The organism is Heliophilum fasciatum, from assembly GCF_004341395.1.
GTDB classification, from domain to species: Bacteria; Bacillota; Desulfitobacteriia; order Heliobacteriales; family Heliobacteriaceae; genus Heliophilum; species Heliophilum fasciatum.
This window is the reverse complement of record NZ_SLXT01000017.1, coordinates 23,854-45,366: the sequence shown is the minus strand read 5'-3', so window position 1 is coordinate 45,366 and position 21,513 is coordinate 23,854. Positions and strand designations below refer to the sequence as shown.

General features: G+C 51.7%; 20 protein-coding genes. 3 read left to right on the top strand and 17 right to left on the bottom strand.

Annotated elements, in window-relative coordinates; all coding sequences use genetic code 11:
- Positions 1 to 37: 37 nt before the first annotated feature.
- Complete coding sequence (locus EDD73_RS15545; RefSeq protein WP_207668856.1) at positions 38 to 1,615, bottom strand: LysM peptidoglycan-binding domain-containing protein; 1,578 nt, start codon at positions 1,613 to 1,615, stop codon at positions 38 to 40.
- Between the two features lie 311 nt (positions 1,616 to 1,926).
- On the opposite strand from EDD73_RS15545, the gene EDD73_RS09735 reads away from it, so the two are divergent.
- Both EDD73_RS09735 and EDD73_RS09730 read left to right on the top strand, forming a co-directional pair.
- Positions 1,927 to 3,867: a methyl-accepting chemotaxis protein gene (locus EDD73_RS09735; protein ID WP_131919596.1), complete on the top strand. Its 1,941-nt coding sequence runs from the start codon at positions 1,927 to 1,929 to the stop codon at positions 3,865 to 3,867.
- Between the two features lie 164 nt (positions 3,868 to 4,031).
- Positions 4,032 to 4,361, top strand: a complete 330-nt coding sequence (locus tag EDD73_RS09730; protein WP_131919595.1) for a hypothetical protein — start codon at positions 4,032 to 4,034, stop codon at positions 4,359 to 4,361.
- On the opposite strand, the gene EDD73_RS09725 is transcribed toward EDD73_RS09730, so the two are convergent.
- The 4 genes from EDD73_RS09725 to EDD73_RS09710 all read right to left on the bottom strand — a co-directional run bounded on the left by EDD73_RS09725 (position 4,338) and on the right by EDD73_RS09710 (position 7,985).
- Positions 4,338 to 5,150, bottom strand: coding sequence for a serine/threonine protein kinase (locus EDD73_RS09725; protein ID WP_264672925.1), 813 nt, complete (start codon positions 5,148 to 5,150; stop codon positions 4,338 to 4,340). The two genes, EDD73_RS09730 and EDD73_RS09725, sit on opposite strands and share 24 nt — an antisense overlap.
- A 30-nt stretch (positions 5,151 to 5,180) precedes the next feature.
- On the bottom strand, positions 5,181 to 5,507 hold the full coding sequence (locus tag EDD73_RS09720; protein ID WP_131919593.1) for a zinc ribbon domain-containing protein: 327 nt from the start codon (positions 5,505 to 5,507) through the stop codon (positions 5,181 to 5,183).
- Positions 5,508 to 5,753: 246 nt separating this feature from the next.
- Positions 5,754 to 7,568, bottom strand: a complete 1,815-nt coding sequence (locus EDD73_RS09715) for a GAF domain-containing hybrid sensor histidine kinase/response regulator (RefSeq protein ID WP_131919592.1) — start codon at positions 7,566 to 7,568, stop codon at positions 5,754 to 5,756.
- A gap of 240 nt (positions 7,569 to 7,808) precedes the next feature.
- Positions 7,809 to 7,985 carry a small, acid-soluble spore protein, alpha/beta type gene (locus EDD73_RS09710; RefSeq protein ID WP_131919591.1) on the bottom strand — a complete coding sequence of 59 codons (177 nt, stop codon included), beginning with the start codon at positions 7,983 to 7,985 and terminating at the stop codon, positions 7,809 to 7,811.
- A 204-nt stretch (positions 7,986 to 8,189) separates the two neighbouring features.
- Here EDD73_RS09710 and EDD73_RS09705 point away from each other — a divergent pair, with 204 nt between their 5' ends.
- Positions 8,190 to 8,870: a ZIP family metal transporter gene (locus tag EDD73_RS09705; RefSeq protein ID WP_131919590.1), complete on the top strand. Its 681-nt coding sequence runs from the start codon at positions 8,190 to 8,192 to the stop codon at positions 8,868 to 8,870.
- A 62-nt stretch (positions 8,871 to 8,932) separates the two neighbouring features.
- On the opposite strand, the gene EDD73_RS09700 is transcribed toward EDD73_RS09705, so the two are convergent.
- The 12 genes from EDD73_RS09700 to EDD73_RS09645 form a co-directional block, all read right to left on the bottom strand.
- Complete coding sequence (locus EDD73_RS09700; RefSeq protein WP_131919589.1) at positions 8,933 to 9,574, bottom strand: hypothetical protein; 642 nt, start codon at positions 9,572 to 9,574, stop codon at positions 8,933 to 8,935.
- Positions 9,575 to 9,785: 211 nt separating this feature from the next.
- Positions 9,786 to 10,721, bottom strand: a complete 936-nt coding sequence (locus tag EDD73_RS09695) for a copper amine oxidase N-terminal domain-containing protein (protein ID WP_131919588.1) — start codon at positions 10,719 to 10,721, stop codon at positions 9,786 to 9,788.
- Positions 10,722 to 10,984: 263 nt separating this feature from the next.
- On the bottom strand, positions 10,985 to 12,295 hold the full coding sequence (gene hemL, locus EDD73_RS09690) for a glutamate-1-semialdehyde 2,1-aminomutase (protein WP_264672924.1): 1,311 nt from the start codon (positions 12,293 to 12,295) through the stop codon (positions 10,985 to 10,987).
- A gap of 12 nt (positions 12,296 to 12,307) precedes the next feature.
- Positions 12,308 to 12,787: a siroheme decarboxylase subunit beta gene (ahbB, locus tag EDD73_RS09685; protein WP_131919587.1), complete on the bottom strand. Its 480-nt coding sequence runs from the start codon at positions 12,785 to 12,787 to the stop codon at positions 12,308 to 12,310.
- A 141-nt stretch (positions 12,788 to 12,928) separates the two neighbouring features.
- A complete protein-coding gene (gene ahbA, locus EDD73_RS09680; RefSeq protein ID WP_243116877.1) occupies positions 12,929 to 13,426 on the bottom strand; it encodes a siroheme decarboxylase subunit alpha in 498 nt (165 codons plus the stop codon).
- Between the two features lie 4 nt (positions 13,427 to 13,430).
- On the bottom strand, positions 13,431 to 14,423 hold the full coding sequence (gene nirJ2 / locus EDD73_RS09675) for a putative heme d1 biosynthesis radical SAM protein NirJ2 (RefSeq protein WP_131919586.1): 993 nt from the start codon (positions 14,421 to 14,423) through the stop codon (positions 13,431 to 13,433).
- 102 nt (positions 14,424 to 14,525) lie between these two features.
- On the bottom strand, positions 14,526 to 15,515 hold the full coding sequence (gene hemB, locus EDD73_RS09670; RefSeq protein WP_264672923.1) for a porphobilinogen synthase: 990 nt from the start codon (positions 15,513 to 15,515) through the stop codon (positions 14,526 to 14,528).
- A 225-nt stretch (positions 15,516 to 15,740) separates the two neighbouring features.
- Positions 15,741 to 16,919, bottom strand: a complete 1,179-nt coding sequence (gene nirJ1, locus EDD73_RS09665; RefSeq protein ID WP_131919585.1) for a putative heme d1 biosynthesis radical SAM protein NirJ1 — start codon at positions 16,917 to 16,919, stop codon at positions 15,741 to 15,743.
- A 177-nt stretch (positions 16,920 to 17,096) separates the two neighbouring features.
- Complete coding sequence (gene cobA, locus EDD73_RS09660; RefSeq protein WP_131919584.1) at positions 17,097 to 18,635, bottom strand: uroporphyrinogen-III C-methyltransferase; 1,539 nt, start codon at positions 18,633 to 18,635, stop codon at positions 17,097 to 17,099.
- Positions 18,635 to 19,573 carry a hydroxymethylbilane synthase gene (hemC, locus tag EDD73_RS09655; RefSeq protein WP_131919618.1) on the bottom strand — a complete coding sequence of 313 codons (939 nt, stop codon included), beginning with the start codon at positions 19,571 to 19,573 and terminating at the stop codon, positions 18,635 to 18,637. Before hemC ends, cobA begins: the two co-directional genes overlap by 1 nt.
- Before the next feature lie 34 nt (positions 19,574 to 19,607).
- Positions 19,608 to 20,903 (bottom strand): glutamyl-tRNA reductase, encoded by a 1,296-nt coding sequence (gene hemA, locus EDD73_RS09650; protein ID WP_131919583.1) that lies wholly within the window; start codon positions 20,901 to 20,903, stop codon positions 19,608 to 19,610.
- A complete protein-coding gene (locus EDD73_RS09645; RefSeq protein ID WP_243116876.1) occupies positions 20,879 to 21,511 on the bottom strand; it encodes a precorrin-2 dehydrogenase/sirohydrochlorin ferrochelatase family protein in 633 nt (210 codons plus the stop codon). Before EDD73_RS09645 ends, hemA begins: the two co-directional genes overlap by 25 nt.
- Positions 21,512 to 21,513 lie beyond the last annotated feature (2 nt).

Genomic DNA, 21,513 nt, shown 5'->3' with positions numbered 1-21,513 from the left:
TACCGTTCTCTTAACTTACGTTCTCTTGCTAATACCACTACTTGATAAACATCTGCACCCAAGCACCCTGATAATAGCCTACACCAATCGTATTATAGTTGGCATTCAAGATATTCGCCTTGTGCCCGGAACTGTTCATCCAGTCCTGCATCACTTGGGCCGGTGAGGTTTGTCCCTTGGCAATATTCTCGCCTGCCCAGGAATAGTTGATCCCGAAGGATTTCATCATATCAAAAGGCGATCCATAGGTCGGCGATGTATGGGAGAAGTAATTGTTGACGATCATGTCTTTGGCTTTCACTTGGGCTACATTGCTCAAGTTGCTGTCCAATTTGAGCGGGGCCAGACCGGCCTTGGCGCGTTCAGCATTTACCAGATCAGCAACTTGGCGCGTATACTCTTGCTGCGTCGTTGTTGCCGGTGTTGTCGTCGTTGGTGTTGGTGACGTTGTCGTCGGTATCGTTGTCGTTGGTGTTGTCGCCGGTGCCGTTGGCATCGTCGGCAGGGTCACCGTCGTTGTTTTCGGCAGACGCAGCACCTGTCCTACATACAGATAGTTCGGGTTAATCAATGTTGGATTGGCCAAGCGCAAATCCGTAAGACTTACACCGATTTTCGTGGCAATACGCTGGAGCGTATCACCCGGTTCGACGATATACGAAGGCGTCGGTAACAGCAGTTTTTGGCCGACATAAAGCCAATCGGTCGTAAGCCTGTTTAAGCTTTTGATTTTTGTTACCGTCACCCCGTTGGCTTGGGCAATCTTCCAGAGGGTATCACCCGATCGTACAGTATAGGGCGTGACGTTACTCAGCGGTGCGATCTGCCGATCCGGCGACAAGGGTTGGATCACCGGTTTACGTGGCGGCAATTGATACTTTTTCGGAATTACCGGTGCTTTGAGCGTATGGCCGGCAATCGTTTGCCCCGGTGTCCAGGAGCCTTCCGGCAATACTCGCCGTACGGTGTAGAAATTGCTGCCCCACCAGTAGCGAACATCATCAACAATGCCGATGGCCGTGGGATTGTTCGTATCGGCCGTGCCGATGACTAAGGGTTTCCCGTCCACCATACCCATGAAAATCGCGACATGGCCGATGTACTTGTTACCACTGGAGTCCTTTTTCCAATAGGTGAAAATGTCACCAGGGCGCAGGTTTTCTGTGCCTTTGATCGTCCAGTAGCTGCCTTGTTTGGCCGCATAGACACCGTTCACGCGAGTACCGACGGTGTTATACTTTTTCGCTGTTGTCGTAATGTCAAAGCCGAGATCACTGTAGACCAGCGAAACAAAGTTCGAGCAATCAACAATGCCATAGTCTTTATAGCCTTTGTATTGATGGCCATAGACCATGTAGCCTTGGTCCATGTACCAGATCGCTCGTTCCACCAATTGATCGGCCAAACTGCCGTTGATCGATTGATAGTTCTGACGCCATTTGGCGATCTTGGGAACTTCGTCTTTTTGGTAGCTGCTGATGTACTTGTTATACTTGGAGATCGCTTGCGACGTACTGTACCGGGCCCAATAAGCATCTGCTGGATTCGGTCCTGTCAGGAAAAAAAGTGATGCTGCAAAGATACCTGCCATGATCGTTGCCAGTGCTTTTCTCATTCTCGTCCACCCTTCACATTATAGTTGCAGGAGACGCTCTCGGTACGTCTCCCTGACCATGCGTCGCTCATGGTTACTATAGCATTCGTTGTGAACATTGCGTTGTTGTCCAAAAATGATCAACGCGCACTGATAACACCTATTACAACCAATTCGTAACATTAGCACTGGTATAACAGTAGTATCTTTGAGCTTCTCCTTACGGACATCAAATGCACTATACATCCTTTAAATATTATTTATAACTTAAATACTAATTATGTTAAAATGAATTAGCTGTAACCATCAATAAACCATTAAGGAGAAGGCCCATGACGATACGAAAACAGATTTTAGTCACGTTGCTCTTCTTTGCGTTGTTTCCCATTCTTACTGGCGGAGGGATCGCTTTCATCGGCATCAGTCGGGGCCTTTCCTCCATGGAGCAAGAGCAAGCCCTCTTTGCCGGCAAAGCGGCCACCAATACAATGAGCGTACTTAATCAACAAATGGAACTAGCTGTACGCACTAATGCATTCTGGACTGATGCCCACGATGCCGTTGACCAAGAAAACGTAGCTTGGATCAAAGAACAATATGTCCCGATTAAGGAAGACTTAGATCTGGATTTCTTATTGGTTTGCAACAAAAATGGAAAAATGCTGTTGAACTCGGGTTCCGAAGATTTCTCCGGTGATATGACCACCCATCCCATCTTATCCCCGGTTGTGCAAGGCCAAAAAGTAAAAAGCGGACTCTTTATCACCTCGAAAGGCCTCGCCATTATTGGTACCGCTCAGATTCTCCAAAACCAAGGTAACGGAAATTCGTCCGGTTACCTGCTCTTCGGTCAATATCTTGGACAGGCTCACTTGGAAACCATTCAAAACATTACGGGTTCGCAAGTTGTTATTCATTATACCAGCGGTCAAGTCCCGATTGCCCTTGATCCTGCCTTTGCACAACAAGCCAACAGCGGAGGCAGCATCACCAAGCAAGTCATTCATGAATCCACGTATTTGACTGCTTACCAACCGATCATCGATATCAACGGACAAGAGATTGCCACCCTATCTGCTTCGATCCCGATCTTGGCTAGTGTGGAAACCAAAACCAACTTGACCATCATCGCTCTCGCAGTTTTGACATTCAGCACCTTGCTTGCCGTCAGCTTTGGCATTGTGATGTCGAACCGTTTTGCCGGCCCGATGAACATCACAACAGAGCTCCTAAAACGAGTCTCTGAAGGTGATTTGCGCGAAGAGCAAATTCAGCAGGTCAGCAGCAATGAGGAAATCCAAGCCATGCGCCGCGCCTATAGTCAGATGGTCCAAGGTTTGCGGGCGCTTGTCAAGGGAGCCAATGAAAATGCCGTGACGGTTGCCCAATCCACAGGCACACTTTCATCCAATGCCCAACACCTGGGCACAGCCAGCGAAGAAATTTCCGCATCTGTACAAGAAATTACAGTGGCGTTTCACCAGGTTTTAGGCAACGTGAAAAAAACAGTTACGGCGATGCAAGAAATGACCTCCAGCGTTCAGCAAGTTGCCACCGATTCTGAAGCAGTTTCCCTTTTTACCCAAAAAACCAGTGATGCCGCTCACGCGGGCATGGAAGTCGTCAATAAAACGGTGAATCAGATGAAAACGGTCATGGAAAAAGCCAAAGATACGGAATGCATCATTAATCACCTTGGCGACAACTCGCAAAGAGTCGGACAGATCGTTGACGTCATCACCGGCATCGCTGAGCAGACCAACCTCTTAGCGTTAAATGCCAGCATTGAAGCCGCCCGTGCCGGTGAGCAGGGCCGGGGATTTACCATTGTCGCTGAAGAAGTTCGTACACTGGCCGAAGAGTCGGCCCGTTCCGCCAAAGATATTCATGACATCATCTCAAGCATTCAAAAAGATACCGCTGAAGCGATCGCATCTATGCAAGCCGAAATGGCTGTATTAGACCAAGGATCACACCTCATCGAAAAAACCGGTGAGACCTTTGCCCACATTGAACAAGCAGCCGTCAATTTATCCGTCCAAGTCAGCAATACAAGCAAGCAAATTGAGCAAATGGCCAGTCAAAGCCAACAAGTTGTTGCGCAGATTCATTCCGTCGAACAAGGTGTCCAGATCACAACGGGTAACGCCGAGCGCATCGCTACTGCAGCGAAGGGGCAATTGGACTTTGTCAAGGAACTTACCACATCGATTCATCATCTTGATGAGATTGCTCAACAGTTAAAAGCTTTGAGCAGTCAGTTCAAAATCTGATCACGAGGACTGGCCGCTCCCCTGATTCGAACTCTTATTTTTACCAAAGCACAAGCACCAATCAAAAGCCAAACCGGAGGTCGCTCCACATGAGCAGACCTCCGGTTTTCGTTATTCCCAATTTTCGATTTTCACATAATCTAATCAAGAGGAGGCGATTCAGTATGTCCTTATTAGAAGGCCTTAGCCCCAAAGAACTGGTGATCATCGCTGCCCTCATTGCCATCCTCATCATCGATGACCTCAGTGCCGACGATCTGAACGTACTGGGTAACTTTGTCGTTGCCGTCGGTGGCCTGCTCTTGACCGCGGCCGCCCAAAAGTCCTCTCAGGAAAGCGCGGCGGAAAACCCACCGGCAAAGGAAGGCACGAAAAAGGCTACGGAAAAGACTACAGATAAGACCGCGGATAGGGCCACGAATAAGCCAAAAACCGGGACCGAGATCAAGAGACCCTGTCGACCATCGAACTCAGGTACGTATCAACCGGTGTAGCGCTGCCCGCGCTTCCGCCGCCGATGGCCAAGCTTCCACAGCCGCTTCTCCCATGAGCCGGCGCAAAAAAGCGATCATTCCCGGCGAAAGCGGCACCAGTTGATCCCACTTTTGCCCATCGCGAATCTCCGGCGGCACATGATTGACCATCATATCGACGGCCACCACACCGGCACCAAAAAGGTCACTTTGTGGACTAATCGCCCGGCGACGGATACGGTAACGCCTATCGGCGCTTTCTTCGATCGATGATTGCTGGCATCCTGACGCATTGCATTCAGGCCCATCGGCATCGGCACGAACCGATACCGGATCCGTCAACGCTTGATCAGCCGGACAGCCCATACGCCGGGCCAAGCCAAAATCGATCAAAAACACCTGCCCATTCGACCAGAACACATTGGACAAGCGCAAGTCACGGTGGATGACAGGCCATGCCCCCCGGGCGGATTCATGGATCGCCTGCAAGATGCCCAGCAATTGATCCAGCACCGCCACTACTTGCTCTTCCGTAAACCGTACACCGGCCATCACCTGTGCACTCAAGGGTTCCCCCGTTACATAGGTCTGCACCAGATAAAAGCAACCGTCTCGCTCAAAAGCTTCGATACACCTTGGCACCTGTGGATGATCGATGCTACGTAAAATCGCTGCTTCCGTTGCAAAGCGTGATCGCGTAATCTCGATACCTTCGCCGCGATCCCAGAAACCTTTGATCGCATAGGGGTGTCCATCATACCACGCCCGGACAACAGCTCCATAGCTACCGAAGCCGAGCAGCGCCTCCAGTTGATACGTCCGTGATGGTGTGGTCAGCGTTCACGATGAGAACAGGCGGCCTAAAAAACCTTTACGCTTATAAGCAGACGAACTGTAATGCCGTCCATGCACCGGGATGCCAAAGACCGTCCCACCGGGATGGGGATGTACCGGAGGATGGGGCGGCATCGGCGCTGCCGGCGGCACAAAAGCGGCCGGACGTGGCGGCGCACCTTTAAGGGCTACACCACAATAAGGACAGGCCGCCCAATCGGGATTGGTAGTTTTGCCACAACCGGGACAACGCGCCGGTGCCGTTTCCGTTCCACAGTGAGGACAAAAACGAAAATCATCTTGGATCATCCGTTGACAGCGAGTACACTGCATAAAAACATCCTCCTTAACGTTACATCCTTCGTCTTATTAGGATAAGCCATGATGCATCGATATAATACATAATTTTACTACAAAAGCCGCCTTACCGCAACGAAGGTACGCCGTAACCCGGCTGACGCTTTCGCATGCCGCCCATGAACTCAAAATCGCATCTCCATAAAAATAAATGAAGCAATCACCAACGGGCAAAACGATAAAAAAGCCCCGAAAACACAGGAGGTCATCGGAGCAATCCTATCATTGAACGATCGTTGAACGGTTGTCCAACCTATGGGTAAGCGTATCCAGCCACTGATTCACGACATTTTGTAATTGATCCCGCGTGATCGGTTTGCTGAGAAAGTCATCCATACCGCAAGCCAAGCACTGCTCACGGCAGCCCTCCAATGCATGGGCCGTCAATGCAATGACCGGAATATGACCGCCTCGACGGCGTTCCCGTTCCCGAATGATTCGAGTGGCCGTAAAACCATCCATCACCGGCATTTCACAATCCATCAATACCAGACTATATTTTGCCCGTTCCATCATCTTCAATGCCATCTGCCCGTTTACCGCAATTTCAGAAGCTAAGCCGATCTTTCTCAGCTGTTTCTTAAGTAGAATTGCATTGCTCCCATTATTCTCCACAATCAGAATAACTACATTCTGCCTCAAGATTTCTTGGTTCGACATCGTTGGTTTCGGTACACTCTCAGGCACTGCAATTCGTTCTATGGGCAGCGTGAACCAAAAAGTTGACCCCTGTCCTGAGTTACTGCTTACACCGATGTTACCGTTTAGTAACCGCACAATACGCTGGCAGACAGCAAGACTCATGCCTATCCCGCCGTATTTACGATTGAGTGAAGATTCCACTTGGGTAAAGGGTTGAAAAATGCTTTCCTGCACTTCCGGCAAAATGCCAATTCCTGTATCAGCTACTTCAAAGCGAACCATCGTTACACCGGGAACGGTCATCGTGGGTACCGGTTCGGCGCTCACCCGCAATGCGATCTCGCCGGCCTCCGTAAACTTAAGCGCATTATGAAGTAAACTGTCCAGCACTTGCTGAATACGCAAAGGGGCACCGCGGAACGGACTGCTTACACTCGGATCAATATGTTGATGAAGCTTCAAGCCTTTGCTTAGCGCTTCCTGTTCATATTTCTTTACGACATGTTCAACCAAGATCGATAGATTCATTTCTTCCATCGTCATCGACAGATTCTCCGTTTCCAGTCGTGAAAACGTCAGGATCTGGTTAATCACATTCAGTAACGTATTGGCTGAATTAATGATCATCGTCGTAAGTTCCTTATGCTCTCCTTCCCGTACAATTTCAGTCAGTAGTTCCGCCGAGCCAAGAATCCCGTTTAATGGGGTCCGCAGCTCATGGCTCATCATCTTCAGGAACTCACTTTTGAGGCGACTGGCCGATTCCGCTTGTTGCTTCGCCCGTACCAATTCTTCCCGCGACCGGGCGCTATCCAGCACAATCGAGATCTGGTCAGCCATATATTCCAAAAAAGAAATCTGCATCGAATTGAAGAAATCAGCAATCGACGAATAACAAGCGATCATTCCCCATACCTGCCCCCTCACTTTCAGAGGAAAGGCACCTGTAGATTCAATGCCATACCGGAGAGCCCGTTCGCACCAAGGCGCAAAATTCGGATCTTTCACCGTAACAAAGGAACTTGTTCGCATACGAACTGCCTTGCCGCATGGCCCTTCTCCATGGGGTCCCTGATCCCACCGGACGGTCAACCCCTGTAGATACCCAGAAGCACTCCCCGCCGAAGAAAGAATACTAAATGTTCCATCTATTTCTTTGATACCGATCCACACCAACTTCAAGTGAAACAGTTGAACAAGTTGTTGACAAATATAAGGAAGTATCTCACTTGAAGGACGATTCTCTAACACAGAGAAGGCAATCTCTCTGATCAGTTGCTCCCGTTCAGTAGCACCTCGTTGTCCATTTTGCTCATTTTCAGCCTGCAACAGCGGGCTTTCCCCTTGCTCGGCCACCGGTGTTCCCATCGGCTCGCACTCTCGCAGACTATCCATAAGCCATCATACTCCTATCAAGTCATAATCAAGTCATAATATATCTAATCATAATATATCTAATCATAATATATCTAGTCATAATAACTTCAATCCATGATCTTAATAGATAGATAACTTCGACTGCCAAACTTGATCTCCTGTTGTCGAATTCCACCGGGAATTGAAAATAATAAAAAATTAAAGCCAGCGCATTTGATCGATCAATTGCGCTGGCCTGGCCGCCAATGATAATTGGAATTACTTCGAACCCGTCACACCTCGCTCAGCACGTTCAATCGCTGCACGTACCAAGCTCCCCGCATCCCGAGTGGTCACCCCACCCCAGCCTTCACGATCGACCACATCGGCAAAGCCTAATTCTTGGGCCAACTCGTATTTCAGCTTCTCGGACATGACAGGACGGCGACGAGACATGTGATTCCTCCTCTCTTAGCGAACCGCCTATAGTGTTTCGCTTTTGTCTTTATCTTATGCGGTAAAAAGAACAGCGTTCCTAGCAGGAAAAAAGGGCGAAAAAAAGAACTCCAATAGGGGCATAAATGCTTACTACTTACTGCCTTCTGCCAACTACCTACCGTCATTGATAATCTCAACTACCATATATAATAAAGGAATCGTATGATAAATGATGTATTGTTGATGGCGCTGCTGGCCGGTTCGATGACCATTCTTGGTGGCTTACCTTTTTTCTTTTTGGCGGTAAGCCACCGGCTGCGTGACAACTTGCTTGGTTTTTCTGCCGGCATGATGGTTACCGCTGCCTTTTCACTGATCAGTGAAGCGCATAATTACTGGTTGATGGTTGCCGGTATGGGGATCGGTGCGCTTTTGTTGTCCTTGCTGATCCGGTTTTTCCCTGAAGGCGGACGACTTGCCTGGCTTTCGTTTATTGCCATATCGCTGCATAATATCCCGGAAGGACTCGTCGTCGGTGTAGGTTACGCGGAGGAGGCCACGTTAGGTTTGCTCATGGCCGTGACCATCGGCATTCAGAATATGCCGGAGGGTCTGATGATCGTGGCGCCGCTTTTGGAGCAAGGGATTAACCGTTGGAACGCTTTTTTCTTTTTAGCCTGCGCCGCACTGGTCGAACCGGTTTTTGCCGTGTCCGGCTATGTGCTGGTGGCACAAGTGAATGAACTGCTGCCGCTGGCATTGGGCTTTGCCGCCGGTTCCATGCTTTATGTGACTTTCCGTGAACTGATCCCGGAAACCCATGGTCATGGCTATGAAGGGCAAGCGACTTTTTCCTTTTTGTTTGGTGTGGTCCTTATGTTGGGGTTGGGCCAATTGTTTTAGCTTAGGGAAAGTTGTATTAGCTTAAGTTCATTTGTTTTAAACTTAAGGACATTTGCTGTAACCTATGGTTCTGTAACAAAGTAAACAAAGCCGCCGCCTTTTTTCGTGGTACGGTACCATAAGGAAAGGTCAATTTTCTTGATCATTCCCCCATCGGCGATATCGACGAATACAGAGCGCTCATCGCCGGAGCACTCCAGCGCAACTATCGTCACCCAGTGCCATGCTTCAAGGTTGACTTCTTCGCCGTTGCATAAGTTAAGGAAGGCAACCGGTGTGTCTTGCCGTAATGCTTCTTTTAAAAATGTTACGACTTCATCGAAAGCGGGACGGGATGCTTTGGCTTTCGGCAAGTTGCATACATTATAGGTAACTTTCATTTGCTTGGCCTGCGCATAGGCCAGTACCGATTCATAAAACAATTTGGTTGTCGGTATTCCACGGAAGGTCGGGGTCACATATCGCCATACTTCGTTCATCCAGGCTACACAGTTGGCTTTATTATGGAATCTTTTGGCCTTCTCACCGGCCATTCGGGTCTGGTAAAGATAAAAAAGGATATTGCAGGCGGTGGAAGGACCGCACCCGGAAAGGCGTCTCCAAAAGGAAGTGTACCATTCCTGATTGCAGCCATAATAGATTTGGTTGGTTTTTTCATCGGTTAAGGTAAATACCTGCAAATTCTTGATTGCCGTTGTCTCCATATCGTACGCCTCATTCCTACTGCTTTCTTGATTCTTCCCGCTCAAACGGCGCAGGTACCATGAAGCTTTTTTTCATTACTTGATAGCACACCATCATGCTATCTGCTTTGCTTGGTTGATGCAAATCAATTGGGGTAATCTACAATATACAAAAAGCCGTCTCCTTGCTCATTATTTCGCGCAGGGAGACGGCTTTTCCTTTATGGGTTGCTTATCTTGCTTGTGACAGAATTACCCGGTATTGTATCCAAAGGCTTGCTTCGTCGGTTGGTGAAAGCCTATCTTGCGGGTGGAAGTTTCCCGCTTGATCAGCCGTTACTAACTTCATGATACTGGCGCGCTGGACATAGGTCATCCGTTCGGGAGCGATTTGATCGGCATCGCGGAACTGCTGAAAAAGTTGAATATACATCAAGGAGCCTTTTTTACTTTCCAATGCTTTTACGAGCCAAAGGGCGGCTTCCTCACGGGTAATCGCATCATCGGGGCGGAAGGCTTGTCCGATGTCAATGATGTTATAGTGTCCGGCGATGACTACATCGTGAGCATAACTGGCTTCCTGGGGAACATCGGTTACGTAGTCGCTGGGAACGGGCGCTTTGATGAAGCGAATGTGATTGAGGTTTAGGTCGGTCTCCTTGATCAGTTTGGTCAGGAAGGCGAAGCGCGTGATCGTTTTTCCGTTATCTTTTTCGTCTATGGTTTTGGTTGCCGTCGATGGGGATTGTGGTTCGGCCTGCGCTGTAATCGCAATGGTTTGGGTGGAGTCATGCCAAACGACGTGGCACCCTAAGGCTTCGGAAACAAATCGTAGCGGAACCATGGTGCGATCTTGGATGATTTTAGCCGGTACATCAAGGTCCATGGGATTGCCGTTTTTGGTGGCTTGACCACCGAGGGGTAAGCGGATGTTATTGTCTGCTTTTTGGATGATTACGGTCTGGGTGGCCACATCCCAATTGACGTTGGCACCCAGCGCCGTGCTGATCGCCCGCACCGGCACCAGGGTCCTGCCGTTTTCGATGATGGGGGGCACGTCAAAAGCGAGTGCTTGGCCATCAACAGTCACGGTAGGTGCGGCCCAGGCTGTTGTCGTTAACGCCAACAAGGCTGATGTTGTTAGGAAGGATAGAAAACTTCTTTTCAACAGTACTCCTCCGTTCTTTTGTGATCCTCTGTTCTATGAATTATCCCGGCTCACAGGAACAATATTCTGAGTCATAAATTTTATCCTTTTTGTTGTCCCCAAACTTTTCAATATATAACTAAATCATAATGTAACTCATAGCTGTTTGCAACGAACTTGTCCAAAAAAAAGCCGGCAGTAATCTCCATCACTGCTGGCTAGAATATTTCCAATCATAACTATTAGGCTCAGTTTGATTTATCTCTATTGCTTGACTATATTACTTACCCCTTCCGGCTCTCCGCAACCACCTGGAACGACTCTCTTGCCGCCGCAATCGTCGCATCCAGATCTTCCTGCGTATGGGCCAGCGACATAAAGGCCGCTTCGAACTGCGAGCATGCCAGATACACACCCCGGTCAAGCATCGCCCGGAAGTAGGTCGCGAACGCTTCCGTATCAGACGTAAAGGCCGAAGCAAAATCATTGACCGGCTGTTCCGTAAAGAAGCCTGTAAACATCGCCCCGACGCGGTTCGTCGACACAGCTACACCGGCATCTTGCGCCGCTTGCGCTAAGCCATCGGCCAGATAAGCTGCTTTTTTCTCCAGCTCATCATAGGTACCGGGACGCTTGAGGATATTCAGCGTCGCAATTCCCGCCGTCATGGCCAAGGGGTTACCGGACAGTGTGCCGGCTTGATAGATCGGGCCGGCCGGCGAGATTTTCTCCATGATCTCCGCTTTACCACCATAAGCACCGACGGGCAGACCACCGCCGATGATTTTGCCGAGACAGGTGATATCGGGGTCGATCTTATACCGGCTCTGAGCTCCGCCGTAAGCTACGCGGAAGCCACTCATCACTTCGTCGAAGATCAACAGCGCGCCAAACTCCTGGGTCAGCTCGCGTACACCTTGCAGGTAGCCCGGACGAGGCGGCACAACGCCCATGTTGCCCGGTACACCTTCAATGATCACGGCCGCAATATCGCTGCCCACTTGGGCAAAGATCTCCCGCAACGTTTCCAGGTCATTATAAGGTGCTGTGATCGTATTGGCGGCAATGTTTGCCGGAACCCCCGGGCTCGTCGGCACGCCAAAGGTCAGCGCACCGGAACCGGCTTTGATCAAGAGGCTGTCAGCATGGCCATGATAGCAGCCTTCAAACTTGACGATCTTGCTCCGGCCGGTGAAACCACGAGCCAGACGCAGTGCGCTCATCGTCGCTTCCGTACCGGAGTTGACCATACGCACCTTGTCCATCGCCGGGAACGCTTCCAGCACCATGTTGGCCAACTTCGTTTCCAGTTCCGTCGGCGCACCGTAGGACGTACCCCGGTCTACAGCCGCTTTGAGCACTTCCGCCACTTCGGGATGGTTATGACCGACGATCATGGGACCCCATGATTGCACATAGTCGATATAGCGGTTGCCGTCCACATCATAGAGGTATGCACCGTTCGCCCGATCGATAAACACGGGGTTACGACCGACCGATTTAAATGCCCGCACGGGCGAGTTGACGCCGCCGGGAATGACTTTCAACGCTTCAGCAAACATTGCCTCCGAGCGTTCATAGCCGTGATGAGCCAAAATTTTCGCCTCCTACGCTTCTTTTTCCATGAAGTAACGCATGCTGGTCTTTTTCAGTTCCACTGTAGAGAAAAGCAACCGGTAATCGGTGATGCCTGTCGCTTCGGAAATCCGCTTGGCAACGGCTTCGCAGTCTTCCCGGGTTGTGCCGTGAATCATTGTAAAATGGCTGTAGGGCCAGCCTTCAAACCGGGGACGCTGGTAGCAATGGGAAACTTCCCGAAAACCGGCCATGATCTTGCCGATCTCATCGGCTTTTTCTTCCGGTACATTCCAGCAACCCATACCGTTGGCCGTATAGCCCACTTCACGGTGACGCAGTGCTACGCCAAGACGGCGCATGGCACCGGTATCTTTTAGGCGTTGTACTGCTGCCAGTACTTCCTCTTCAGTGAGACCGATTTGCTCACCGATCGCCTGATAGGGACGCGATGTCAGCGGCAGATCATCTTGCAAAAGACGAATAAGCTCTTTGTCTTTTTCAGTCCACATGGTATTCACGCATCCTTATTGTTTATCGACTTTACTGTTCTCAGTCACATCGTATCGATAGCACGGCAAACGCCATCGTGATCAATCATGACGATCGGGCGATGGCGTCCGTGCTTTTACGCATGCAAAGATGAACGGCTTCTAAAGGTTAAAGTCGACTTTGATCTTGAAAAAGCGGGTCGCCGGCAAGTTGTGGATGTCGCAGCCGCTGGCCTGGCGCATCTGATCCAGTGTCGCTTCCATCGCTTCCGTCGACGGAGCAATCAGGGTGAACCACATGTTGAACTCATGTTCGCGACGGTAGTTGTGGGTCACACCGGGGACCGCGTTGATCACTTCAGCGACTTCGTCATAGCGCTCTTCGGGAACGCGCATGGCGCAGAGGGTGGAACGGTAGCCCAGTTTACGGGAATCAAAGATGCCGCCGATGCGCCGAATCGCACCGGTATCTTTGAAACGTTGCAAGCGAGCCAGGATATCTTCCTCCGAAGTGCCCAGTTGCTCCCCAAGCTCTTTGTACGGCTCAGCAACGATAGGGAACCCGGTCTGGACGATATTCAGCAGGCGGCGATCAAGTTCATCCATCGCCACGGCACTTTCAGCCGCTGCCGTTGCATTAGACGGTTGTTGCGCAGTCATGGACTTACCCCTTCCGTCCGTGATAGAGGCACCAGGGCTCTTCAGCCATGAAGTCGTTGTTGTGGTAGTAGTAAGCGCGAGCCCGGCAACCGCCGCAAGCGTATTTGTATTTGCAAGAACCGCAGCCACCTTTGTAGGCCAAGGTGCGCAGTTCTTTGAAGATCGGTGCTTCTTTCCAGATCTGCGAGAACGGCGTTTCACGGACGTTGCCGGCGGGAATGTTCAGGTACGCGCAAGGCTGGACAATGCCTTTCGGCGAGATGATGCAGTAGTGGGTGCCGGCGAGGCAGCCACGGTTGTAGCGCATATCCATGCCCATCTCCTTGGCGATACGCATGAACTGCGGTGCGCAAGTTGGTTTCAGTTCGATATCGACGGTTTTTTGTTTTTCCAGGATCTCCGTCAAGATCTCTTCGTAGGCTTCGGCTTTCAGCGACTCTTCTTCGATCGAAACAGCGCGGCCCGTCGGTACAAGGAAGAAGGTGTGGTGGCCAACAGCGCCCATTTCCACGGCAAAGTCAGTCAGCGCATGTACCTCATGGCGATTCCAATCCATGACAGTCGTGTGGATCTGGAAGCCTAGGCCGGCAGCGCGGCAGTTTTTCATGCCTTCGACGGCTTCATCCCAGGCGTTGGGATAGCGGCGGAAGGTGTCATGTTTTTGTTTGTCCATCGAGTCGAGGGAGATCCCGATGCCCATGGCGCCAGCTTTTTTGAGGTTTTGAGCCATTTCCAGCGTGATCAAGGTGCCGTTGGTGCCGAAAACCGAGCGGAGGCCCAGGTTGGTGGCATGTTGCACCAGTTCGACGATGTCGGGGCGCATGAGCGGCTCGCCACCGGAGAAGATCATGATCTTAAAGCCGGCTTTGGCGATCTCGTCGAGCAGCGATTTGCCTTCTTCGGTGGAAAGCTCTTCACTGGCTTTGGCTCCGGCATCACGGTAGCAGTGATCGCAGAACATATTGCACTGGTTGGTTGTATTCCATGAAATGATCACAGGTGCTTCCTCCCCATTCTATATTCGGTGTTTTGTATCTGTCGTTGATCGCCATGTTCAGCAACGCAACAATTGTGCAGAACTGAAGTATGCGGCAAACTTCTACTCGGCCAGCCAGCGGACAACGTCTTTGGCATGGTAGGTGATGATCATATCAGCACCGGACCGTTTGAAGCTAAGCAGGATTTCCAAGACGGTTTTTTTCTCATCGATCCAGCCGTTGGCCGCGGCCGCTTTGACCATGGCGTATTCGCCGGAAACGTTGTAGACGGCGACAGGCATGCCAAAGTCTTGCTTGAGGCGGTAGATGATGTCCATGTAGGACAGGCCCGGCTTGACCATGATGATGTCGCAGCCTTCCTGGATATCCAGAGCCGTTTCACGGAGCGCTTCATTGGAGTTGCCCGGATCCATTTGATAGGACCGGCGGTCACCCCATTGCGGCGTCGATTCAGCTGCTTCACGGAAAGGACCGTAAAAGGCCGAAGCATATTTAGCCGAGTAGGACATAATCGGGATATGATTGAAACCGGCTTCATCTAAAGCGGCGCGGATCGCACTGACCCGACCGTCCATCATGTCAGAAGGCGCGACCATATCGGCACCGGCCTGTGCATGGGAAACGGCAGCCCGTCCCAGGTATGCTAGTGTCGGATCATTGAGCACGCGATGGCCTTCGACGATGCCGCAGTGACCGTGATCAGTGAATTGGCAAAGGCAAACGTCAGTGATGATGTACAGATCGGGACAGGCTTTACGGACGGCACGAACGGCTTCTTGCACGATGCCGTTGGGATCGTACGCACCGGAACCGAATCCGTCTTTTTCTGGGGGAATGCCGAAGATCTCCACGGCCTTGACGCCCGCTTTGACGGCATCGACGGCTTCTTTGACGAGCAGGTCGATGGACAGTTGGGAAACGCCCGGCATCGAGGAGACCGGATTGTTGACGTTTTCGCCGGGAACGACGAAAAGCGGATAGATTAAGTCTTCGGGACGCAGATGATTTTCGCGAACCATTTCCCGAACCGTGGGGTTTTCCCGTAAGCGGCGCATCCGCTGAATGGGGAAGCCAGGTACGATGTATTTCACAGTTGAGTCCTCCTCTTCCCTGTCACCAAGCAAGTAGGTCGGTTGCCGGGAGAGGCTTGTTCGTCTCCCCCGGCTTCTATGTTCGGATCAATACTATTTTATCGGGATTACCGGGATTGTCTGTACACTAGTCCTGCCGGTATTTCTGGCATCAACAATTTGTAGGACATCACCGGAAGCCCCAGTATATTGAACATCAACGGTATCACCGTCAGCGTTCAGCTCTTACTTAATGCCGATTTCTTCGTCGGTCAGGTAGCAAGCGGGATCGGATTCCCAGAAGTCGCCCGTTACCGCTTCAGCGCGAGCGCGGAAGTTGCCGTTGCAGACGTTGAGCCATTGGCACTTGGCGCAGCGGCCTTTGAGCAGCGGTTTGCGATCTTTGAGACCGGCCAGGATTTCGTTTTTCGAGGTGTCCGTCCAGATTTCGCCGAAAGGACGCTCTTTGACGTTGCCGAAGGTGTGGTTTTGGGTGAACTGGTCGGGGTGAACGTTCCCTTGGGAGTCCACGTTGGAGAAAGCGATACCGGTCCGGTTGCCGCCGTTGATTTGCATCAGCTTCCAGATGTATTCGGCTTTTTCTGGGAAGCGGTCTTTCATTTTCAGGTAGAGGTAAACGATATCGCAGTGGTTGTCGACGGTGAGGATTTCACAGTCGATCCCTTTGGCTTCGAATTCGAGAACTTTTTCCATGATCAGGTCCATCGCTTTGCGAGACTCTTCATGGGTGATATCTTCGGCCATCATGGCGCCGCCGCGGCCGGAGTAAACGAGGTGGTAAAAGCAAACGCGGGGGATTTTTTCTTCTTCAATGACGCGGAAGATGTTTTCCATGTCGTTGAGGTTGTGACGGTTGATCGTAAAGCGCAGGCCTACCCGTTGGCCGATAGCCAGACAGTTGCGGATACCAGCGAGGGCATCTTCAAAGGCGCCTTCTTTACCGCGGAAACGGTCGTTGTTTTCGCCGATGCCGTCGAGGGAGATGCCGACATAACCAACTTCCAGGCTTTTGATTTTGGCAGCCACTTCGGGGGTGATCAGCGTACCGTTGGTGGAGAAAGTGGTGCGGATACCTTTGCTGCGTGCGTATTCCACGAGCTCAAAGATGTCAGGGCGCATCAGCGGCTCACCACCGGAAAGAAGCAGCACGGGCACGTTAAAATCGGCCAGATCGTCGATGAACTTTTTCGCTTCTGCCGTCGTCAGTTCGCCGGGATACTCGATTTCATCGGAGTCGGAATAGCAGTGGATGCAGTGCAGGTTACAAGTCCGCGATACGTTCCAAGCGACCACAGGGCCGTGACCGGCAACAGCGCCGTTCTTTTGGCCTTGGGAACCGTGAGCGTAGCGCAGGGTATCGCCAAAATGGTTGGAGTCTGTCAGCAGTTTGGTTACACCGATCATCAGATTACTTCCTTTCTTTTTGGGCCACATCGCGAGAGATATAGGCTGATAAAACAGCTCCGCCGGGTACGACGTGGCGCGTAGACAAAATTGCCTCGGACGGCTTATGCTTATCGGGACAAGCGCCCGTTACTTGCCGGATCCAGCCGCGCCCGTCGGGCGCGGCAAAGGCAGGTGTTACTGAATACCCCAGAAGCCAAGCAGCGCTTTGGTCAAGCCGGGGATGGTGTATTCGGTGGCTTCCACATCAACACGCAGGCCCAAGGCGCGCATCGTTTCGGAAGTGACCGGACCGATGGAAGCGAGGGTAACACCTTCGAGGAGGCGTTGCAGTTCCGCAGCGTCTTCCACGCCAAGCATTTCCACAAAGTTACGCGCTGTCGATGACGAAGTAAAGGTGACGGCGCTGATCATTTTATCATTCATCATCTGCTTCAAGATGCCGGCATCGCCGCTGCCGCGAACGGTACGGTAGGTCACCACGTCATCAACGATGGCACCAAAGCGTACCAATGCTTCGGGCAGTTCTTTACGAGCAATGTCCGCACGGGGCAGCAGGACTTTTTTGCCTTGCCAGTCGTAGTTTTTCAAGCCTTCGATGATCGCTTCTTGACGGAACTCTTCCGGCACATAGTCGACTTTCAGGCCGTATTTTTGCACTTCTTTTTTGGTTTGCGGCCCGATGGCGCAAAGCTGGATGCCTTGCAGATCGCGGATGTCATGACCGGCCGAGAAATAGTGGCTAAAGAAGTGTTCCACGCCGTTGGGCGAGGTAAAGACAATCCAAGAATAATCCTGGATGTGCGCGATAGCATTATCGAGCGGTTTGAGATCGGCCGGCTCTTGAATGTCGATCGTCGGGAATTCCCACGGCTCCGCACCAAGTTCTTCCAGTCGGCCGGCAAAAGCCGATGCTTGCTGGCGCGAACGGGTGACGACGATGCGTTTGCCGAAGAGCGGCTTTTTCTCCAGCCATGCCAGTTTTTCACGCAGCTTGACCACTTCGCCGACAATGATGATCGCCGGGTTTTGGAAGTTGGCTTCTTTGGCTTTTTCGGCGATGTCGGCGATGACACCGGTCATGGTGCGCTGTTCCGGACGGGTACCCCAGCGGATCAAAGCCACCGGTGTTTGCGGGTCGCGGCCATTTTCGATCAGCTTGGTCGTGATGTGCGGCAGGTTGCCCATGCCCATCAGGAAGACCAGCGTACCGATACCGGTGCTGATTTTTTCCCAGTCAATGTTGGACTCTTCTTTGTTGGGATCTTCGTTGCCGGTAATGACAGCAAAGTTAGCCGTAAAATCGCGGTGAGTTACAGGGATACCGGCGTAAGCAGGCACTGAGATGGCCGAGGTGATGCCGGGAACGATTTCAAAAGGTACGCCGGCTTCCAGAAGCACTTCTGCTTCTTCGCCGCCGCGACCGAAAACAAAGGGATCGCCGCCTTTTAAGCGGGTAACGATTTTACCTTCCAGGCCCTTTTGTTTGATCACTTCGTTGATTTCTTCTTGTTTGTATACGTGGAGGTTCGGGCCTTTGCCGACGAAGATCAACTCCGCGTCAGGGCGGGCATATGTGAGCAGGCGGTGACCGGCGAGGCGATCATAAACGAGAACGTCGGCTTTTTGAATACATTGCAAGCCTTTGACGGTGATCAAGCCGGGATCCCCTGGTCCCGCACCTACGAGATAAACTTTCCCTACCTTTTGATTCATCAGTTGCACGACTCCTGTCTTACAGCTTTTAGAATTTCTGCGGCTCCCTTGGCGATGAGGATATCGGCCAGGCGATGACCGAGATCGGCCGCCTCGCTTCTGTGACCGGTAACTTGATCGCGGCAAATCTCGCGACCGTCCAGCGAAGCAACCACACCATGCAGGGTTAAGCTGTCGTCTTCGCCGAGTTTGCCCAGGGCACCGATGGGTACTTGGCATCCCCCTTCCAAGGTGCGCATCAACGCGCGTTCTGCCGTAATGCAATCGGCAGTATCCTTGTGGTTGAGGGCGCCGACGACGCGGGCAATGGCTTCGTCTCCGTCACGGATTTCGATGCCCACTGAACCCTGGCCGACGGCCGGTAAACAAACATCCTCATCGATGTACTGGGTGATCTTGTCAGCCCAACCGAGCCGCAGGACGCCAGCCGCCGCGAGAATGATACCGTCTAAATCTTGTTCTTCCATCTTGCGCATCCGCGTCTGCAGGTTGCCGCGGATATCGAGCAGTTCGAGATCGGGGCGAACTTTCCAGATCTGCGATTTGCGGCGCAAGCTGGCCGTGCCGACTCGTGCGCCTGGCTTCAGTTCCGCCAAGGTGCGGGCCGTACGACCGATGAGTACATCCCGGTAGTCTTCACGGATGCACATGGCACCGACGGTCAGACCTTCAGGCAGTTGCGTGGGGAGATCTTTCAGCGAATGCACAGCCATGTCCACTTCGCCTTCCAGCATCGCCACTTCCAGCTCTTTGGTGAAAAGGCCTTTATCACCGATTTTAGCGAGGGCGACGTCGAGGATCTTGTCCCCTTTGGTTTTGATCGCTTTGATTTCAAAGCGCTGCTCCGGAAAACGAGCTTGCAGTTGTTCCAAAACCCAATGGGTTTGCCAGAGGGCCAGGGCGCTGTCGCGGGTGCCGATGACGATGGGGCGATTGATTTCAGTCATGACAAGTGGCTCCTTGTTTTATAAATTACTCGCTTTTGCCTTTGGCACGTTGTCCGGAAATGGCTAAACCAAAGAGGTTTTGCAAAATCTCCGAGTACAAATGTCCATCGGGAGAAGCGGCGTAATGCCGGATTTGGGTAATCGGATCGTGCAGCAATTGGTTGACAATCGATGAGGCCAAGGCGCTGATCGTTTTTTGGTCTTTTTCAGGAAGGTCCTTCATGCGTCCGAGAACGCGCTCCAGCTCTTTTTTGCGGACTTCTTCACCTTTGGCTTTCAAAGCCACGATGGTCGGCACGACAAAAAGGGAGTTGAGCCATTTAAGAAAATCGTTAATCTCTTGATCGATGATCACTTCTGCTAGCGCCGCTGCTTTGCTGCGCTCAGCTAAATTCTGATCGATAACATTTTGCAAATCATCAATGTCAAAAAGATGAACACCGCCAACGGTACCTACCGAGGGCTCTATGTCGCGAGGAACAGCGATATCAATAAAGAAAATCGGCCGTTCCTTCCGCGTGGCCATTACCCGCTCCACCATATCCCGGCGGATCACATAGTGCGTAGCCGCCGTACAGGAAATCACGATGTCAGCCTCATGCATGCGTTCTTCAAGCTTATCAAAGTGGATGGCTTCCCCGCCGCAACGTCCGGCCAGTTCTTCCGCTCTCTGGAAAGAGCGATTGGCCACCAGGACTGTCGAAACGCCATTGGCAATCAGGTGGGTCAACGTCAATTCGCTCATTTTACCGGCCCCAAGAATCAAGGCTGTTTTGCCGTTGAGATCGTTAAACACTTGCCGGGCCAGTTCAACCGCTGTATAGGAGGTGGACACGGCATGCTGATCAATACCGGTTTCGGTACGCACCCGCTTACCCACCGTGATGGCTTGTTGAAACCAAGTGTTAACAACACTGTTCGATACGCCATGCTCAGTGGCCAGTTGGTAAGCCCGGCGCACCTGCCCGAGGATCTGTGTTTCACCGAGCACCATTGAATCCAGTCCGGAAGCTACACGAAAGAGATGGCGAATCGCATCATAAAGGGTATGGGTATAAAAATAGTTGGCGAAGTTCTCGATCGCCAGCGGCCCCATTTTCGTTACAAAGCGCCGCACAGCAGCCAAGCCTTTTTCGATATCCGTCGTCGAGCCGTAGATCTCGGTACGGTTGCATGTCGATAAGATCGCACAACCGGTAATCCCTGGTTCACTGTACAGCAGATCCAAGGCTTTGCCGATCGTCGATTCCGAAAAGGTAAGCTGCTCGCGAATTTCGACGGGCGCTGATTTGTGATTTAATCCGACGACAAAGATAAACACTGAGCAATTCGCTCCTTTACCGTTTGGTGGTCACCTGCTTTGAGCAGTGCCAGTAAACCTGCATCAGCCAGCCGATCAAATATCGCTTTACGCCGTGCGGGATCGGGAACATCACGCAATACTTGCTCACGCAGTTCGGCCATGATTTTAAGAAAATCCGCATATTCTTCGCCGAAGACACCTTCGATCTCCCGGCGAATGCGCTTGGCTACGGCCGGGCTGGCACCGCCTGTGGAGATGGCGATCGTCAGATCACCTCGACGCACACTGGCCGGTACAAAAAAGTTGCTTAACTCTTGGTTGTCGACGGCATTGATGAGAATATTGCGCTGTTGACAGTCACGAGCCACCGAAGCGTTAACATCGGGGACATTCGTCGCGGCGACAACCAGAAAATGGCCAACCGCGTCACCTTCCCGGTAGGTTCGCTGCAGCAAGCGAACCTCACCGTTCTCAGCCCACCGGTGAATCTTATCGGAAGCTTCCGGTGTGATCACCAGGACACGTCCACCATGCTCCAGCAACGAAGCAATTTTTCGCTCCGCAATCGTACCACCGCCGACGACCAGGCAAGGTTGACCTTCTAATTTCAGCATCAACGGATACAAAA

What these genes read in the sequence shown, in the direction of transcription:
- EDD73_RS15545 (WP_207668856.1), bottom strand. Translation starts at nt 1,615, where the DNA reads ATGAGAAAAGCACTGGCAACGATCATGGCAGGTATCTTTGCAGCATCA.
- EDD73_RS09735 (WP_131919596.1), top strand. Translation starts at nt 1,927, where the DNA reads ATGACGATACGAAAACAGATTTTAGTCACGTTGCTCTTCTTTGCGTTG.
- EDD73_RS09730 (WP_131919595.1), top strand. Translation starts at nt 4,032, where the DNA reads ATGTCCTTATTAGAAGGCCTTAGCCCCAAAGAACTGGTGATCATCGCT.
- EDD73_RS09720 (WP_131919593.1), bottom strand. Translation starts at nt 5,507, where the DNA reads ATGCAGTGTACTCGCTGTCAACGGATGATCCAAGATGATTTTCGTTTT.
- EDD73_RS09715 (WP_131919592.1), bottom strand. Translation starts at nt 7,568, where the DNA reads ATGGATAGTCTGCGAGAGTGCGAGCCGATGGGAACACCGGTGGCCGAG.
- EDD73_RS09710 (WP_131919591.1), bottom strand. Translation starts at nt 7,985, where the DNA reads ATGTCTCGTCGCCGTCCTGTCATGTCCGAGAAGCTGAAATACGAGTTG.
- EDD73_RS09705 (WP_131919590.1), top strand. Translation starts at nt 8,190, where the DNA reads ATGATAAATGATGTATTGTTGATGGCGCTGCTGGCCGGTTCGATGACC.
- EDD73_RS09700 (WP_131919589.1), bottom strand. Translation starts at nt 9,574, where the DNA reads ATGGAGACAACGGCAATCAAGAATTTGCAGGTATTTACCTTAACCGAT.
- ahbB (WP_131919587.1), bottom strand. Translation starts at nt 12,787, where the DNA reads ATGTGGACTGAAAAAGACAAAGAGCTTATTCGTCTTTTGCAAGATGAT.
- ahbA (WP_243116877.1), bottom strand. Translation starts at nt 13,426, where the DNA reads ATGACTGCGCAACAACCGTCTAATGCAACGGCAGCGGCTGAAAGTGCC.
- nirJ1 (WP_131919585.1), bottom strand. Translation starts at nt 16,919, where the DNA reads ATGATCGGTGTAACCAAACTGCTGACAGACTCCAACCATTTTGGCGAT.
- cobA (WP_131919584.1), bottom strand. Translation starts at nt 18,635, where the DNA reads ATGAATCAAAAGGTAGGGAAAGTTTATCTCGTAGGTGCGGGACCAGGG.